Here is a 16,277-nt window from a genome sequence, read left to right as displayed (position 1 = left end):
CGTCACCTCGTGCCCCGTCCCGGCCGATCCGCTCGATGTCAACGGCGGCGCATGAACCTTCGTGCGCTGCGATCCCCAGGGGAAATATGCCAATGAACAAGAAATGGCTCTCTGCGGCGGCCACGCTGGCCGCTGCCACCGTGCTCGCGGCCTGCTCCTCCGGCGGGGGAGGGGGCGCGAACACCGCGAGCGACAGCGGCGCGAGCAACTGCACGAACACGATCCCCAAGAAGAATCTGCCGGTCGTGACCATGTGGGGCTGGTACCCCAACATGCAGCTCGTCGTCGACAACTTCAACAAGCAGAACGGCGAGGTGCAGGTCTGCTGGACCAACGTCGGCCAGGGCAGTGACGAGTACGACAAGTTCCAGACGGCCATCTCGGCCGGCACCGGCGCACCCGACGTGATCATGATCGAGATGGATCGGATCCCGACCTTCCAGATCCAGAACGCGCTCGTCGACATCAAGAAGTACGGCTTCGACGCCGTCAAGGCCGACTACAGCGAGGGCGCGTGGAAGGACGTCTCGGTCGGTGACGCGGTCTACGGCGTGCCGGTTGACGGTGGTCCGATGGCGATGATCTACCGGAAGGACATCTTGGAGAAGTACGACATCACGCCGCCGAAGACGTGGGCCGAGTACGAGCAGGCGGCCCAGAAGATGAAGGACGCGGGTGGGCCGGCGTTCGGCGACTTCGCCGCGAACGTGTCAGCGCTGACGATGGCGCTGCAGATCCAGAAGGGCGCGACCCCGTTCACCTACGATCCGGCGCAGCAGAGCTCAATCGGAGTCAAGCTGAACGACCAGGCCTCCAAGGACGTTCTCGACTATTGGGGGCGCCTGGCTAAGAAGGGGCTGGTCGGGACGCAGGACCAGTTCACCCCGGAGTACATCTCAGGCGTGATCAACGGTAAGTACGCGACGTACATCTCGGCGGCCTGGGCACCCGGCTACCTCACCGGTGCCGGCGTCGGCAAGGGCGAGGACACCGGCAAGTTCGCGGCGGCGCCACTCCCGCAGTGGGATCCCGCCAACCCGGTGCAGGTGAACTGGGGCGGGTCTGCCTTCTCCGTGACGAGCCAGGCGAAGAACCCCGAACTCGCGGCGAAGGTGGCGTACGGACTCTACGCCGACAAGGAGTCGCTCACCCACGGCTGGACCAACCAGATCATCTTCCCGCTGAACCTCAAGGCGCTCAACGATCCCGAGTTCGTGAACTTGAAGGTCGCGTTCTTCGACGGCCAGCAGGCGAACAAGGAGGTCTACGTTCCCGCGGCCAACGCCTACAAGGGCGTCACCTACAGCCCGTTCGGCCAGTACTACTTCGACGCCATGACCAAGCAGGTCAGCGCGCTCATCGAGGGCTCCGTCACCGGTGCGCAGGCCGCCGACCGGCTCCAGGAGGACGTGGCGAACTACGCCAAAGAGCAAGGCTTCACCGTTCAGTGACGTGAAGGGTGGGCCGTCTTCCACTCCGCCGGCCCACCCGCGATCCCTCAGCATCGACAGCCCGGAGTCCAGGTTGACCCTCATGATCGACAAGAGTGTGCCAAGCACCCGAAACAGGACGCACAAAATTCGCGGCAAGGTGCGCCTCCGTGAGCATGTGATGGGGTGGCTCTTCGTCGGGCCATTCGGGATCGTCTTCCTGGCGTTGCTCATCACTCCGCTCGCGTACGCGCTTTACCTCAGCCTCTTCCAGAAAAGGCTGATCGGCGGCACCAGCTTCGTCTTCCTCGACAATTACGTGAAGGCGTTCACCGACCCGAGCTTTCTTTCCGGGTCATGGTTCGTCATCCGCTTCTCGCTGGTCTCCATCCCGCTGCAGATCGTCGTCGCGCTCGCGATGGCCCTGATTCTGGACGCCATGACCTCTCTGTTCGCCCGCTTCTCCCGCCTCATGATCTTCCTCCCCTATGCGATCCCCACGGTCATCGGGGCCGTCATGTGGGGATTTCTGTACAGCAAGAGCTTCGGGCCGCTCTCCGATCTCTTCGGCCTGTTCGGCACTGCCCCGCCTGATTTCCTCAGCAGCAACCTGATCTTCTACGGTCTGGTCAACGTGGTCACCTGGCAGTGGGCCGGCTATTACATGATCATCCTGTATGCGGCGCTCCAGGGCATCGACCCGGCACTCTACGAGGCCGCTCGCATGGACGGCGCAGGCAAATGGCAGATCGCACTCCGGATCAAAATCCCGCTGATCGCCCCCGCACTGCTGCTGATCCTGGTCTTCTCACTTATCGGCACCCTGCAGTTCTTCAACGAACCGCAGATTCTGCGTTCCCTTGCGGCCGGCGCGATCGGGCCGGATTTCACCCCCAACATGTACGCATATCAGCAGGCGTTCGCACTCGCGAACTTCAACTACGGATCGGCGATCTCCTTCGCCCTCGGCGGGATCGTCTTCGTCGGCGTCTATGCCTTCCTGTTCTTCACCCGCAAGCGGAGGAGCTTTCTGTGATGAGGGACCGTTCCCGCGCCGGCGTCCGCCGCCGGCCACAACGCCACCTCCCCCTGCAGGTGCTCCTCGGCTTCCTGGTCGTGTATTTCCTCGTGCCGTTCTGGTGGGTCATCGTCAACAGCTCCAAGGATGCCCCCGGCCTGTTCGGCGGCGGCAACACCTTGTGGTTCGCCGACCGGATCGACTACCTCGGCAACCTCGAGCAACTGTTCACCTATGACAACGGCATCTACGGCAGGTGGATCCTCAATTCCACGCTGTACGCACTCGCGGGCGGCGTCGGCGCCACGATCCTGGCCGTCCTGGCCGGCTACGGATTTGCCAAGTATCGATTCGCCGCCAGGCGCTTCAGCTTCTCACTCGTGCTCGGCGCCTTGATGGTGCCGGCGACGGCCCTGGTGATCCCCACCTTCATGATGTTCTCCGAGTTCGGCCTGACCAACACGATCTGGGCGGTGATCCTTCCATCACTGCTCAACCCGTTCGGCGTCTACCTGATGCACGTATACGCGCGCGACGCGGTTCCCGACGAGATCCTGGACGCGGCGCGGGCCGACGGTGCGGGTGAGGTACGAACGTTCCTGCAGGTCGCATTCCCCCTGATGCGGCCCGCGGTGGTCACAGTGCTGCTCCTGTCTGCCGTGGCGTCCTGGAACAACTACTTCCTGCCTCTCGCCATGCTTTCCGACAACCGCCTCTTCCCCGTCACTGTCGGACTCGGCCTCTGGCAGGGAATCGCCTCGGCGAACAACGCGGGCAGCACCTCCCTCTGGAGCCTCATCATCATGGGCGCGCTCGTGTCGGTTGTTCCCCTCGTCATCGCCTTCTTCACGCTCCAGCGGCACTGGCGCGGAGGGCTGTCCGTCGGTGGCCTGAGATAGGCAGGGGTCTAGGCAGGGTCGGTCTGCCAGGCAATCAACCTGTACGGACGTCCGGGTGGAGCACACGCCGAGCACGGTGACCGTCATCTGTGCTTCATGCCTGCGTGCTATGAGGTAACACGATTCATGGTGTGGTGGCAGGAACCGTCACTCAACGGCACATCTCAACACTAAAGATCTTGCTTCTGATCCGACGGTCGCACGTTCGAATACTGCCGGGGCACACTTTGATCGTGGTCTGACCTGCGGTCATGTGGGATCGGATACGTCTGGTATTGGCTGATGAGCCCACCGAGGACTTGGCGGCGCTCGATTCGGCCCATCGGCAGCGGGATCACGTCCGCAGCCTGTCGGTGCATTCCGTGTGTGCGGTGCCGTACCCAGCGCTCGGCAAGCGCGTTGTCGCGCGAGGCGACGCGGCGGGATCTGAACACCTGAATGTCGTCGCCCGCGAACACCTCATCGAAGCTGTCGGTGAACTTCAGGGGCGGGCGGTCACGCGGAGCACGCGCACGAACCGGGTGCCGACCTAGATCGCCGATCTCGGGCTGACCGGACATTGGCAGGGCATTGTTGATGTCCTGCCAATGTCCTTGTCCGGATATCTATCCGTAGTCGATGCTTGCATTGCGACGTCGACATAGGTCCATTTCTTGTGGGCATGTCTCGAAGAAGTCGAACTGTCAAGATATGGTTCTGGTGATTGGAGGCACATAGACCAACTCGGCCTTACCTGTCATCCTCGACTCTTGGAAATGGAGATGACCATGAAAACTCGGTCAAAGAGAATTGTATTAAGTCTCGCAGTATGTCTGTCGGTGCTCGTAGGCGGACTGGGCTTCGCCTCGCCCGCCTACGCTGCCGAAAACAGCGGCTGCAACGGCTGGGCCTGCGTCAAGATCGTAGGCAGCGGTGGCCGGGTGGACCAGATCCAGGCCTATACCAACATGTGGCAAGTACTCAGCTTCTACGGTCACTTCCGCATCTTCGGCCCCGACTTCGCCTACAACACTTCCGACCGGGACAATCCCCACACGCTCATCCACTACCGGAATATCGGTCGTAACTATGCCAATGGACGCGCGTTCTGCGTTGAGGCATACCAGAAGAACTCCGACGGCTCGTACACGCGCAGGGGACTTCCTTGCGTCTACACCCCGATATCGTAGAGGTCCTCACTCTGGGAAGCTCGTCCGAGGTTCGACGCTGTGATCGGCGGCCGACTGTCCGGATATACGAAGAGGCTCGACTGCTCCGTTGAACTGAGATCCGAGAGCGATGGTGGCCGGCCCTCTTTGAGGTGGCCACCCACGAGCCACCCATCCTGGCTCAGGAGCTCCGCGGAGCGAAGCACCTGAGGTGGATTGCTGCCGCGATCGAATCTGCATGTATCGCGCGAGGAGGGCCCCAGCCGGATCACTGACCGGTTGGGGGCCTCCTGTTGTGCCCGGCTCCCGTGCACAACGACCGGCTCGTCGGCATGCTGCACAACTGCCTCAAGAACAGCACGCTCTATGGCGAAGCTACCGCTTGGTCGCAACATGCCGAATCGACTGCTGCTTGACACCTATAGCTCCTGGGAATGTCTTTCTGCTCGATCCGTGACGCCGCTGCCCGCCGGAGACGGGGAAATCCTGGGTGTTATCCAGGACGCTTGCCGGAGGGCTTGCCGCCAGGGGGCCCGCTCGGCGACGTGGCGGCGCAGGAGCCGCGCCTGCCGCGGGAGGTTCCAGCTCACGGCACCGATGACATGGCCGTCGGCGCCGTACAGGGCGGCGAAGCGGCCGGTGGCGGGATCGTCGGTGACGATCTGGAACTGGGCGTCGGGGCTGGTCAGGCCGTAGGCTTGGATCCTCACGTCGTATTGGTCGGTCCAGAAATAGGGAACGGGCGCGAACGGGGTGTCTGCCCCCAGTAATGTCTTGGCGGCGGCGGTGGCCTGCTCGGTGGCGTTCATCCGATGCTCGACGCGCATGCGTCCGAGGTGAGGATGGTGCCAGGAGGCGACGTCGCCCGCGGCGACGACGCCGGGGACGGCCTGGCACGTGTGATCGCATTCCACACCGTCGTCCAGGGTCAGTCCGCTGTCGGCCAGCCAGCCGACTGAGGGCATCGCGCCGATGGCGACGACCACCAGGTCGGCCGGGACGTGGGCCCCGTCGTCCAGGTCCACGCCGGTGACCCGGCCGTCGCGGCCGGTCAGCGCGGTGACCGCGGTGCCGCAGCGGAGATGCACGCCTTGCCGGGTGTGCAGTTCGGCGCACCGCCGCGCCACGTCCTCGCCGAACTGGCGGATCATCGGCGCCGGCGACGGATCGACCAAGGTGACGTTCCTGCCGAACTCCCGGGCCACGGCGGCGACCTCCGAACCGAGGAAGCCGGCACCGACGATGACCACTGAGCCGGCGGTGAGCAGCCCTGCCCGCAGGGCGAGGGCGTCGTCGAGGGTGCGGAGCACATGTACGCCGCTGAGCTCGTGTCCGGAGGGCAGGCGACGCGGCGCGACCCCTGTGGCGATCACCAGCCCGTCGTAGGCCAGCACGCTGCCGTCCGAGAGGGTGACCTTGCGCGCCGCGGAATCGAGGGCCATGGCGGTAACGCCCAGCAGCCAGTCCGCGCCCAGGGTGGTGAGCGCGTCGTGGCGGCGCAGCGCCACGCGCTCGGCACCCCATGCGCCGCGCAAGATCTGTTTGGACAGCGGCGGCCGATCGTAGGGGGGCCGTCGCTCCTCGCCGACCAGGGTCAACGAACCGGCGAACCCGTGCCGGCGCAGGGTCTCGGCGGCGGTCAGACCGGCCGCCGAGGCCCCCACGACCACGATGCGGGACAGCCGGCTCACGACGTGGTCAGTCTGATCGCCAGGGCAGGGCAGATGCGTGCGGCCTCACGGACGTCGTCCTGCAGCCCAGGTTCCGGGTGGTCATGGAGCAGCAGGACGATGCCGTCAGTGTCGCGCTGGTCGAACACGCCGGGTGCGATGAGGACGCATTGCCCCGAACCGGTGCAGGCGTCCTGGTCGACGGTGACTTTCATGCGTTTCTCCTTCGGTGGTTACCAGGTGACGGGCAGTTCGCGAACGCCATAGAAGACCGCGTGGGGTTTGAACGTGAGGTCTTCCAGCGGTACGGCCAGCGCCAGCGTGGGGACGCGCCGGAAGAGGGTGCCGTAGACGACCTGGAGTTCCACGCGGGCCAGCGGCTGGCCCAGACACTGGTGGGCGCCATAGCCGAAGGCGACATGGTGGCGGGCCTTGCGGTGGACATCCAGCGCGTCGGGGTCGGGAAAGGCCGCCGGATCGCGGTTGGCGGTGCTCTTCACCGCGATGATGCCCTCGCCTTTGCGAATGAGCTGTCCGCCGATCACGATGTCGTCGCGGGCGACGCGGCGGGCTTCGGTGTGGGTGATGGACAGGTAGCGCAGGAGTTCCTCGACCGCGCCGGCCACCAGGGCGGGGTCGCCGCCGTCGCGGATCGCGCTGAGCTGTTCCGGGTGTGCCAGCAGCGCGGTCGTGCCCAGCGCGATCATGTTCGCGGTGGTGTCGTGCCCGGCCACCAGCAGGAGCTGACCCATCGTGGCGATCTCGCGCCGGGTCATCGTGCCGGTGCGATGGTGATCGACGGCCAGCCTGCTGAGGACGTCGTCGCCCGGCTCGGCGCTCCTCTCCTCCACCAGGTTCTCCAGGTAGACGTTCAGCTCCTCGCTGGCGGCCATGGCCTTGGCGGGATCGCTGGTGTCCATGACGAGCTCGCCGGCCACGCGCTGGAAGAAGGCGCGGTCGGCGTAGGGGACGCCGAGCAGTTCGCAGATCACCAGCGAGGGAACCGGAAGCGCGAACGCCTCCACCAGGTCGGCAGGGTTCGGGCCGGCCAGCAGGTCATCGATGAGGTCATCGACGATCCGCTGAATCGTGGGCCGGAGCACCTCCATCCTTTTGACCATGAAGTCGGCGGTCAGGCGACGCCGGTGGGCGGTGTGCTCCGGCGCGTCCATTTGCATCAGCGTTTTCATCTGCGCGTCGCGCGCCTTGCTCACCGCGTTGGTGTGCGGGAAACCGGGCTGGGCGACGTCGACGCTGACGCGCGGATCGGCGAGCAGCGCGCGCACGTCCGCATAGCGGGTGACCATCCACGCGGTGCTGCCGTCCCAGAGCCTCACGCGTGAAACCGGCGCCTGCTCGCTGCGCCGGCTCAGCTCCGGCGGCGGATCGAAAGGACAGCCCGCGGCACGGGGCATCGGGAACATCGGTGTCTCTGACAGGGCATCAGTCATGACATCTCCTTCACATCAAACGCGGTCGTGGTCGAGCTGGGGCAGGCGATCGAAAGTGCGCCCGGATGGCGGGACGTAACGGTCATGAGCCGGGCTGGTCGGCTGGTGCCGGATGGCTTGGGCGAGCCGCCGCGCGGGCGGTGACGGCGCCGGCCGCGCAGCTGATCGCGAAGCCGAACAGCAGGTATCGGGCCGAGTCGAGCACCGAGGCGCCGCCCAGGTTGACCAGGACACCGGCGACCGCGGTACCGAACGCGATGGACAGGCTCGTCACCGTGGCGATCGCGGCCGCCGCCCGCCCTCCTTCCTGCGGGTCCTGGGTGCTGGACATCACGGCCACCGACAGGTGCGGATAGGCCAGCCCGATGCCGGCACCGGCGATGAACAGCACCGGCACCCAGACAAGGACCAGCCAGAGCGGCGCGTCCTGTCGCTGCAGCAGCCCTTGTACGAGGAAGCCGAGCGCCAGCAGCAACGGGCCGGCGATGCGCAACCGGCGGATCGTGCGCTCCTCGACCGCCGACGAACTGACGAGCTGGGTCGCCGACCACCCCAGCGAGATGGCCGCGCCGAAGAACCCGGCCACGGCCGGGGTCAGCCCGCCCAGCCGCTGGCCGAACAGCGGCAGGAACGACTCCACCGCGACGCCGAAGGCCAGCAGCGCGAGCGTCAGGTACAGCCACTTCAGCGGCGAACCCGGCCGGTAGGTGGTGCGCGGGAAGACCCGCAGCTCACTGCGCCGCTCATGAGCGACGAAGCCGGCCACCAGCAGCAGCGCCACCGCGATGCCGGCCGCCATGGCCGCGGGGCCGGACAGCACCCCCGCCACGCTGACCGCGGCGGTGGCCGCCGTGACCAGCAGCAACGACACCACCGGGACCGGCGCCCGGGCTCCGCCGCGCTCGCCGCCCGGCAGGACCCGGGGCACGAGCACGCCGCACACCACCGCGATCACCGCCATCGTCACGAACGCCAGCCGCCACCCGCCGAACTGGGCGAACAGCCCACCGAGCGCAGGGCCGACGAAGTTGCCGACGCCGTACATCGCCGACATCAGCGCGTTGCCACGCGTCCACAACCGCCGCGGCAGGGCTGATCGGACGGCGGCGAAGCCCAGCCCGGACAGCAGCCCTGCCCCCAACCCCTGGACGGCGCGGCCGGCCAGCAGCACCGGCATCGCCGGGCTCACCGCGCACGCCAGCGAGCCCACCAGGAACACGGTGAAGCCGAGCAGGTAGGCGCCGACGTTCCCCCAACGGGCCAGGAGGCCGCTGACCAGCATCGTCGCGATCACCATCGCGACGAGATAGATCGTCATGTTCCACGCGTAGAAGCCGGCGCCGCCGATGTCGGCCACCGCGGTCGGCAGCAGACTCGAGGCCAGATAGATGTTGACCGCACCGACCAGCACCCCTGCGGCCAGCACGATCGCCGCGCCGGCATGCTCCGGGCCCAGCAGTTCACGCCACGAGGACGAGGCGGCGTTCACGCCGTCAAACCCATCCACTCGCAGGGCACGGCGCGCCTTGCGGGACCGGACCCACCCACCACGGCTCTGGAGCCCTCCGCCAGCCCGATCGGACGGTGGCGCAGCCGCAGGCCACAGGTCTCGACAGCAGGCTCCGCGCCGAGCTGCTCGTTGTCACAAACACTCATGACATCAAGGCTGTCGTTGAACGAGTCCCGGAGACTTTTCGTCTCCTGTCGGAGGGCAGCAAGCGGAAAGCCTCAAACCCGGGAGGAACCGTGTGCTGCGCCGGTCCGGACCGCCCTACCGGATGACCGCCGGAGGCCTCAGCGACGCGTAGATGGTCCCCTCGAGCACGATCATCAACCGGATCGACCACCTTGAGCGCAGGGGCCTGGTCACCCGTGAAACCGACCCCGGGTGACCGCCGCAGCGTGCTGATCGCCCTCACCGAACCCGACCGTCACCTCATCGACCAGGCCGTCGCCGACCACGTCAGCGCCGAAGCCGAAATCACTGGCGGCGCTGTCCCTGCCCGAGCAGGACCAGTTGGCCGCCCTCCTGCGCAAACTTCTGCTCAGCCACCCGGATGCCGCTCTCGCCGAGATCGATTGAGCGGGGATTTCTCTGGATTGCTTACGCGGCTGGCTCGCGGGCCGGCGTGGCCGCGGACAGCCGGCCGTGCTGCCGCAGCAGCAGCACCAGCGAGATCAACCGGTCGGCGCGCACGCGAGAACTTTGCCGAAATACACGACACAGGATGTCGTGATTTGTTTGGGAGGCTCATCACCGCGACGTCGCAGCTGGCGGCTGCCGAGCCGATGGCGTCCGTAATGTCGACAAATCGAATGGAGCTGATGTGGCAATGGAGCGAACGGCGGTCAACCCGTGGGCGTGGTCGGTGGAGCTGGGCTACCACCAGGGTGAGGTCGTCTCCGGGCACACCCGGACCCTGTACTGCGCCGGGCAGACCGCGATGAGCGGCGAAGGCAAGCCCCAGCATGCCGGTGACATGGCGGCGCAGCTGGCGCTGAGCCTCGACAACCTGGAGGCGGTGCTCGGCGAGGCCGGCATGTCCCTGGCGAATCTCGTCCGGCTCAACGTCTACACCACCGACGTCGATCGGCTCTTCGAGCACTACGGCGTGCTGGCGTCGCGGTTGGGCGCCGCCGGGGTGGCGCCGTCCACCACGATGCTCGGGGTGGCACGGCTGGCGATCCCCGACCTGATGGTCGAGCTTGAGGGGACCGCCGTCGCGTGATGCGACCTCGCCGCCTCCGGGAAGGCTGCCGGAGGCGGCACGAGCAGCAGGCAGGCGGGTGATTCCCGGTGCTCAGAATGGTGACGATCGGCGTCTACGGCTTCGACGGCGAATCCTTCCTGCAACGACTGCGGTACGCGGACGTCCGCCTGCTGCTCGACGTACGCCAGCGGCGCGGTGTCCGCGGACCCGAGTACGCCTGGGCGAACTCACGCCGGCTGCAGGCGGCCCTCGCCCAGGCCCGGATCGCTTACGAGCACCACCGCGAGCTCGCCCCGACCACCGAGTTACGCCGGCTCCAGTACGCCGAGGATGATCGCCAAGGGGTCGGCAAGCGCTCGCGCCGCGAACTCGCCGCCGAGTACACCCGCCGCTACACCACCGAGATCCTCGACCGCGCCGACCTCACGCCGATCGTGTCGGCGCTGCCGAGCAGCGGGACCGCAGCGCTGCTCTGTGTCGAGCGCGACCCTGAGGCCTGCCACCGCTCGTTGATCGCCCAGCGGCTTACCGGGCAGCACCACGTCACGATCGAGCACCTGCGCCCACTGGAGCACGGGTGATGGACGAGTTGGATGCCAGGCTGCACCGGATCGGGCAGCACCACTTCCGCGCGAAGTTCCGGCTACGTGGCCGGGATCGTGCGGTGGTCGACCTGCGCGGCATCGCAACCGTCCGCAGACACGCCGAGGAACTGGTCCGGCGCAGGCTGGCCCCGGCCGAACCGCGCAACGACGGGCGTCAGACGCCCTATCGCGGGCATCCCGTGTTCGTCGCGCAGCACGCCACCGCGACGTGCTGCCGTGCCTGTCTGGCGCGCTGGCACGACATCCCCGCCGGGCGTGCGCTCGACGACACCGAGCAAGGCTACGTCGTGGAAGCGATCTGCCGATGGATCGTGGGGCAGTACGCCCCCCACCGCCCACCGCCGTGACCGGGTCGAGGCGCCGTGTCCAGGTGCACGAACGCGCTCGCTCAAGGTTCTGTGCCCACGTTGGCGTCCACGCACCACGATCAGCGCGGTCAGCTCGCGCTGTGGTCAGGTAGTGGAGGAACGGGGCGCAAGAAGCGCCCCGCACACAAGAGAGGTACCCAAGTGTCACACACCATCGTCAGTCCCGCCGGGCTGCACGATTCGGCCCCGTTCGGCTACAGCCACACCGTCCCTGTCCCGGCCGGCACGGAGCTGGTGCCTGTCGCGGGCCGGCCCGGGGCCGCCATGAACCGGCGCGAGCACCAGACAGGTGGGTGATTTCCCGGTGCTCAGGATGGTGACAATCGGCTTCGACGGCGCCTACGGCTTCGGCGGCGAGTCCTCGTGAGCAGCTCGGTCCCCGCTGCGCCCACCGCTGCGCCGCTTGCGGTTCGCATGCGCCCGCGCTCGCTCGACGAGGTGGTCGGGCAGCAGCGCCTGCTGCGTCAGGGCTCGCCGCTGCGGGTGCTCGCCGCCGGCACCGAGGGCGGCGGAGGCGCGGTTTCGGTGATCCTGTGGGGGCCTCCCGGCACAGGGAAGACCACCCTGGCGCAGGTGATCGCCCACGCCGGCGGCCGCAACTTCGTCGAGCTGTCGGCGGTGACCGCGAGCATCAAAGATGTGCGCACGGTCATGGATCGGGCGCGGGGCGATCGGGATCTCTACGGCGTTTCGACGGTGCTGTTCCTCGACGAGATCCACCGCTTCACCAAGGCTCAGCAGGACGCGTTGCTGCCCGGCGTCGAGAACGGTTGGGTGACGCTCGTCGCGGCGACGACCGAGAACCCGTCGTTCTCGGTGATCAGCCCGCTGCTGTCGCGCTCGCTGCTGCTGACGCTGGAGCCGCTCACCGACGACGACCTGCGCACGCTGCTGCGGCGGGCGGTGGCGGATGCGCGCGGGCTCGGCGGCGGGGTGGAGCTCGCCGACGACGCGCTCGACGCGCTCGTGCAACTCGCCTCGGGCGACGCGCGGCGGGCGCTGACGGGGCTCGAGGCCGCCGCGGCGTCGGCGCTCGCCGGCGGTGACGCCGCGCAGAGCGGCGCAGCGTACGCCGACGGTGAGGAGGACGAGGGCAAGGGCAAGCCCGCGGTGACGGCCGAGATCGTGTCGGGCTCGATCGACCGCGCCCTGCTGCGTTACGACCGCGACGGCGACGAGCACCACGACGTGATCAGCGCGTTCATCAAGTCGCTGCGCGGCTCCGACCCCGACGCCGCGATCCACTACCTCGCCCGCATGATCGAGGCGGGCGAGGATCCGCGCTTCATCGCGCGCAGACTCATGGTCCACGCGGCTGAAGACGTGGGCATGGCCGACCCCCAGGCGCTGCAGGTCGCGGTCGCGGCGGCCGAGGCGGCGCAGCTGATCGGGCTGCCCGAGGCCAGGATCCCGCTCGCCGAGGCCACCATCTACATCGCGACCGCCCCCAAGTCCAACTCCGTCATCACCGCGATCGACGCGGCCATCGCCGACGTCAAACGCGGCAGTTTCGGCCTCGTGCCGAAGCACCTGCGCCACGCGCATAACCGGGGGGCCAAGCGGCTCGGTCACGGCGTCGGCTACAAATCCCCACACAACGATCCGCGAGGTGTGCTACCTCAGCAGCAGCACCTCCCCGACGAACTCGCGGACCGCGTCTACTACCAGCCCACCGACCACGGCAACGAGCGCGCCGTGGGCGAGCGCCTCGACAAGATTCGGCGGATCACGAGAGGAACGTGAATGTCGGTGGTGGCCCATGGGCGACTGATCGCCAGAGGACCTACGGGTCTGACCGCGCTTGACGTGGTGACACCTCGATGTGTGTGGCTCTACCAGGCGTACCTTTGGGATCTCCGGCGACCGGGCCATCGATCTCGGCCCCGGCGCCGGCCGCGAGGGCGGCCGGGTCGGTTACGCTCCCGCGTCGGATCGGCGCCTGCGGTCCATTCAGATCCGGACCGTTCCCCTGGGCTGCCAGTCCTACCTCGACCGCGACTATTGCTGAGTGAGCGCGAGTTTGACACCGAGTGCGGCGAAGGCGGCGCCGAAACCGCGCCGCATCCAGGTCAGCACCTTGGGCCGGGAAATCACGTGGTTCCTGACGGCGGCGGCGAACAGGCCGTACCCGGTGAAGACGACGAACGTCAGCAGCATGAACACGCCGCTCAGTTCCAGCATGCGGGCCAGCGCGGCGGGCTCGCCGGTGCTCACGAACTGCGGCAGGAACGCGAAGAAGAAGATCGACAGCTTGGGATTGAGTATGTTGATCAGCACCCCGTCGGCGATCACCTTGGCCGTCGGGCGCGGGGTGGACTCCTGGTCCACGCTCAGCGCGCCCCGCTCCCGCAGTGTGGACCAGGCCATGTAGAGCAGGTACGCCACGCCCGCGTACTTCAGCACCTGGAAGGCGACGGCGCTGGCGTGCAGCAGCGCCGCCAGGCCGGTGACGGCCGCCGCCATGTGCGGCACGATGCCGAGCGTGCAGCCGAACGCCGCCACGACGCTCGCCCGCCCGCCGCGCGACAGGCCGGCGGCCAGCGTGTAGAGCACGCCGGTGCCCGGGGTGACGACGATGACGAGTGAGGTCAGCAGGAACTCGATGCTCACGAGTGGGGGGTCCTCCTGGAGACGGGGGTGGTCCTTACACACCCAACCGCTTCCCTCCTTCTATGTCAATGCACGTTGGTTTTAGTATGTACGGGACCAAGCGTTGCTCCCTGCTAGGAAAACGATCACGTTGCGGCCCCCTTCCGCTTCGGTGCACAGGCGCAGGGACACCACACCCTCGCGTTTCTGCGGATGGCGCAGCACGTGATCGGCTCGTGCGATCACATCTGACCATGCACGCTACGGGCCGGGGCCGCTTGATCGGGGTGCCAGCGCGACGTCGCCCCCGGCGACGCGCCGATCCGCGCCATACACCTGGTGACCGCTGCACCGTCCGGGATGGCCACCACCATTGGCCCGCTGCGCGGCGCGCTGAAGCCGCCGGCGCCGGCCAGGTCCGTGCCGAAAACGGACAAGGTGGCCGCTGGCACGCCCGTCATCGTCCGTGTCAGCGGCCCGGCGCTCATTACCGCGACCGCCTGATCCCTCCGCCCTCGGATCGACGGCCGAAGTCCGTGGCGAGCCAGGTCGCGAGGTCCGCGGCTGGCCGGCCGCGGTCGCCGGACCCCGGTTCCCCCGCCTCCGGCTCCCACACGCGGTCGAGGCGGAACACCCGCCAGTCGCCGGCGTCGAGGTCGTGGGCGAGAACGTACCAGCGTCCGCGGGCGTAGAGGCACCGCACCGCCTCCACCCGCCGCCGGCTGACGGCCCCGTGCCGGTCGCGGTAGCCGAACCGCAGCACGAGGTCCTGGTCGGCCGCGCGGAGCAGCACCGCCAGGGTCGAGGGTTCCACGCCCGCGCGCTCGCCGCCGACGTTCTCGCTGCCCGCGGCGGCGGTGTCCAGGACGGTGCGCAGCCGCCGCGGGAGCACCTGCGACAGCTTGGCCAGCGCCCGGTGCGCGGCGTCGCCGGCGAGGATCCCCTCGACCATGCGCAGGGCCGCCACCAGAGCCACGACCTCGTCGTCCTGGAAGACCAGCGGCGGCATCCGATGCCCCGGGCGCAGCGCGTAGTGGCCTCCCGGCCCGGGCCGGCTCTCGATGGCGTAGCCGAGGCTCTGCAGGCGGGCCACGTCGCGACGCACGGTGCGGGTGCTGACCTCGAGACGCCCGGCGAGATCGGAAGCCGACCAGCTCGGCCGGGCGGCCAGCAACTCCAGCAGCCGGAGGGTCCGTCCGGCGGGATCGCCGTCGGCAGGGGCGAAGTCGGTCATGGCTCCAGTGTCACCACAATCGCGGACAGGATCCGGCCACATCTATCCGTACGGTGGACGTCATGGAGATCGCTATCACAGCACCGTCCGGCAACGTCGGCCGCTTCCTGGTCGGTCACCTGGTCCGCGCCGGTGTCCGTCCGCGGCTGCTGAGCCGCCACCCCGAGCAGCTCCGCACGACCTGGGGCGACCTCGTCGACGCCCGCGAGGTAGACCTGCGGGACGCCGCGGCCGTCACCGAGGCGACCCGCGGCGTCGACGCGCTGTTCCTGGTCGTGCCGCCCGGCGAGGCCGACGATCCCGTCGCGGCGTACGCCGAGATCGGCGACATCGTCGCCGCCGCGGTCGCCGAGAACCGCATCCCCCGCACCGTCCTGCAGAGCAGCGTCGGAGCGGAGCTCCGCGAGGGCGCCGGTGAGATCGACGGGCTGGCCCGCGTCGAGGAGGCGCTGGACCGGGTCGTCGCCAAGGACGCCGGCCTCGCCGTCACCCATCTGCGGTGCGGCTACTTCTTCAGCAACCTGCTGTTCGAGCTCGACGGCATCCGCTCGGGCACCGTGGCCGTGCTCCTGCCCACCGGCGAGCCGTTCGCCTGGGTCGCTCCGGCGGACATCGCCGCGGTTGCCGCGTCCCTGCTGCTGCGCGCCGACTGGTCAGGACGCCGCGTGCAGGCCGTACACGGACCACAGGACCTGTCCTGGGACGACGTCCTGGCCGTGGTCGGAGACGTCCTGGGCCGCACGGTCACCGCCCACCGCGTCGCCGACGACGACATGCGCGCCACGCTGGCAGGCGCCGGCATGTCCCCGGCGCAGGTCGAGGCCATCATGGGCATGTCGACCGGACTGCGCGACGGATTCGTCCCCGAGCAGCCGCGGACCCCCGTGACCACGACCGACACGACGCTCGGAGCCTGGGCCTGGGCTGAACTCCGTCCCGCCCTCGAGGCGACCGGGTGACGCGTGCCCGACCTGCGACGACCACCGCCTGGTGACTTCACAGCCACAACCGCAAGCACGTGCTCGCTTGCACGACCCCTGCCCGAAGCGGCGAGCCAGACGGCCGGGCAGGGCCGCGTATCTGCACTTCGAAGGGGGCGGCTATGTTGGCCATATGGCGTCTGACTTCGAGACGCAGTTGCGCGTGACCCGGCC

General features: G+C 68.2%; 19 protein-coding genes. 11 read left to right on the top strand and 8 right to left on the bottom strand.

The annotated features are described in order from the left end of the window. The first annotated feature begins 92 nt into the window (after nucleotides 1-92). The 3 genes from ACIBVN_RS15195 (at nucleotide 93) to ACIBVN_RS15185 (ending at nucleotide 3,347) form a co-directional block, all read left to right on the top strand. Nucleotides 93-1,451 (top strand): ABC transporter substrate-binding protein, encoded by a 1,359-nt coding sequence (locus tag ACIBVN_RS15195; protein WP_397136567.1) that lies wholly within the window; start codon nucleotides 93-95, stop codon nucleotides 1,449-1,451. Nucleotides 1,452-1,533: 82 nt separating this feature from the next. Next, nucleotides 1,534-2,466: a carbohydrate ABC transporter permease gene (locus ACIBVN_RS15190; RefSeq protein ID WP_397136565.1), complete on the top strand. Its 933-nt coding sequence runs from the start codon at nucleotides 1,534-1,536 to the stop codon at nucleotides 2,464-2,466. Continuing rightward, nucleotides 2,466-3,347 carry a carbohydrate ABC transporter permease gene (locus ACIBVN_RS15185; RefSeq protein ID WP_397136563.1) on the top strand — a complete coding sequence of 294 codons (882 nt, stop codon included), beginning with the start codon at nucleotides 2,466-2,468 and terminating at the stop codon, nucleotides 3,345-3,347. Before ACIBVN_RS15190 ends, ACIBVN_RS15185 begins: the two co-directional genes overlap by 1 nt. Before the next feature lie 170 nt (nucleotides 3,348-3,517). Here the strand turns inward: ACIBVN_RS15185 and ACIBVN_RS15180 are convergent, their stop codons facing one another. After that, nucleotides 3,518-3,907 (bottom strand): hypothetical protein, encoded by a 390-nt coding sequence (locus ACIBVN_RS15180; RefSeq protein WP_397136561.1) that lies wholly within the window; start codon nucleotides 3,905-3,907, stop codon nucleotides 3,518-3,520. Nucleotides 3,908-4,102: 195 nt separating this feature from the next. On the opposite strand from ACIBVN_RS15180, the gene ACIBVN_RS15175 reads away from it, so the two are divergent. Beyond that, entirely contained in the window at nucleotides 4,103-4,516 is a 414-nt protein-coding gene (locus ACIBVN_RS15175) for a hypothetical protein (protein WP_397136559.1), read from the top strand. Between the two features lie 398 nt (nucleotides 4,517-4,914). Here ACIBVN_RS15175 and ACIBVN_RS15170 read toward each other — a convergent pair whose 3' ends face one another. The 5 genes from ACIBVN_RS15170 to ACIBVN_RS15150 form a co-directional block, all read right to left on the bottom strand. Next, nucleotides 4,915-6,186, bottom strand: a complete 1,272-nt coding sequence (locus ACIBVN_RS15170; protein WP_397136557.1) for an NAD(P)/FAD-dependent oxidoreductase — start codon at nucleotides 6,184-6,186, stop codon at nucleotides 4,915-4,917. Then, nucleotides 6,183-6,380, bottom strand: coding sequence for a ferredoxin (locus ACIBVN_RS15165; protein ID WP_397136555.1), 198 nt, complete (start codon nucleotides 6,378-6,380; stop codon nucleotides 6,183-6,185). The genes ACIBVN_RS15170 and ACIBVN_RS15165 overlap by 4 nt, the downstream gene beginning before the upstream one ends. An 18-nt stretch (nucleotides 6,381-6,398) precedes the next feature. After that, complete coding sequence (locus ACIBVN_RS15160) at nucleotides 6,399-7,616, bottom strand: cytochrome P450 (RefSeq protein WP_397136553.1); 1,218 nt, start codon at nucleotides 7,614-7,616, stop codon at nucleotides 6,399-6,401. Nucleotides 7,617-7,698: 82 nt separating this feature from the next. Then, complete coding sequence (locus ACIBVN_RS15155) at nucleotides 7,699-9,105, bottom strand: MFS transporter (protein ID WP_397136551.1); 1,407 nt, start codon at nucleotides 9,103-9,105, stop codon at nucleotides 7,699-7,701. Then, a complete protein-coding gene (locus ACIBVN_RS15150; protein WP_397136550.1) occupies nucleotides 9,102-9,272 on the bottom strand; it encodes a hypothetical protein in 171 nt (56 codons plus the stop codon). Before ACIBVN_RS15150 ends, ACIBVN_RS15155 begins: the two co-directional genes overlap by 4 nt. Before the next feature lie 677 nt (nucleotides 9,273-9,949). Here ACIBVN_RS15150 and ACIBVN_RS15145 point away from each other — a divergent pair. The 5 genes from ACIBVN_RS15145 (at nucleotide 9,950) to ACIBVN_RS15125 (ending at nucleotide 13,043) form a co-directional block, all read left to right on the top strand. Further along, complete coding sequence (locus tag ACIBVN_RS15145; protein WP_397136631.1) at nucleotides 9,950-10,345, top strand: RidA family protein; 396 nt, start codon at nucleotides 9,950-9,952, stop codon at nucleotides 10,343-10,345. Nucleotides 10,346-10,422: 77 nt separating this feature from the next. After that, nucleotides 10,423-10,908, top strand: a complete 486-nt coding sequence (locus ACIBVN_RS15140) for a DUF488 family protein (protein ID WP_397136629.1) — start codon at nucleotides 10,423-10,425, stop codon at nucleotides 10,906-10,908. Further along, nucleotides 10,908-11,279, top strand: coding sequence for a DUF4186 domain-containing protein (locus ACIBVN_RS15135; RefSeq protein WP_397136548.1), 372 nt, complete (start codon nucleotides 10,908-10,910; stop codon nucleotides 11,277-11,279). Before ACIBVN_RS15140 ends, ACIBVN_RS15135 begins: the two co-directional genes overlap by 1 nt. Nucleotides 11,280-11,441: 162 nt before the next feature. Next, nucleotides 11,442-11,597 (top strand): hypothetical protein, encoded by a 156-nt coding sequence (locus ACIBVN_RS15130; protein WP_397136546.1) that lies wholly within the window; start codon nucleotides 11,442-11,444, stop codon nucleotides 11,595-11,597. A gap of 117 nt (nucleotides 11,598-11,714) precedes the next feature. Then, a complete protein-coding gene (locus ACIBVN_RS15125; RefSeq protein ID WP_397136544.1) occupies nucleotides 11,715-13,043 on the top strand; it encodes a replication-associated recombination protein A in 1,329 nt (442 codons plus the stop codon). A gap of 255 nt (nucleotides 13,044-13,298) precedes the next feature. Here ACIBVN_RS15125 and ACIBVN_RS15120 read toward each other — a convergent pair whose 3' ends face one another. Continuing rightward, nucleotides 13,299-13,910: a LysE family translocator gene (locus ACIBVN_RS15120; protein ID WP_397136542.1), complete on the bottom strand. Its 612-nt coding sequence runs from the start codon at nucleotides 13,908-13,910 to the stop codon at nucleotides 13,299-13,301. 339 nt (nucleotides 13,911-14,249) lie between these two features. On the opposite strand from ACIBVN_RS15120, the gene ACIBVN_RS15115 reads away from it, so the two are divergent. After that, the gene (locus ACIBVN_RS15115; RefSeq protein ID WP_397136540.1) at nucleotides 14,250-14,393 is read left to right on the top strand and encodes a hypothetical protein; all 144 of its coding nucleotides are present in this window, start codon (nucleotides 14,250-14,252) and stop codon (nucleotides 14,391-14,393) included. Here ACIBVN_RS15115 and ACIBVN_RS15110 read toward each other — a convergent pair. After that, nucleotides 14,377-15,123, bottom strand: coding sequence for a helix-turn-helix transcriptional regulator (locus ACIBVN_RS15110; RefSeq protein WP_397136538.1), 747 nt, complete (start codon nucleotides 15,121-15,123; stop codon nucleotides 14,377-14,379). The two genes, ACIBVN_RS15115 and ACIBVN_RS15110, sit on opposite strands and share 17 nt — an antisense overlap. 62 nt (nucleotides 15,124-15,185) lie before the next feature. On the opposite strand from ACIBVN_RS15110, the gene ACIBVN_RS15105 reads away from it, so the two are divergent. Next, nucleotides 15,186-16,082, top strand: coding sequence for an NAD(P)H-binding protein (locus tag ACIBVN_RS15105; RefSeq protein WP_397136537.1), 897 nt, complete (start codon nucleotides 15,186-15,188; stop codon nucleotides 16,080-16,082). Nucleotides 16,083-16,277: the final 195 nt, after the last annotated feature.

It is taken from the genome of Nonomuraea sp. NPDC049400 (assembly GCF_044466425.1).
In the GTDB taxonomy this organism is placed as follows: Bacteria; Actinomycetota; Actinomycetes; order Streptosporangiales; family Streptosporangiaceae; genus Nonomuraea.
The sequence above is the reverse complement of the archived record's forward strand: the minus strand, read 5'-3'. Positions and strand labels throughout refer to the sequence as shown.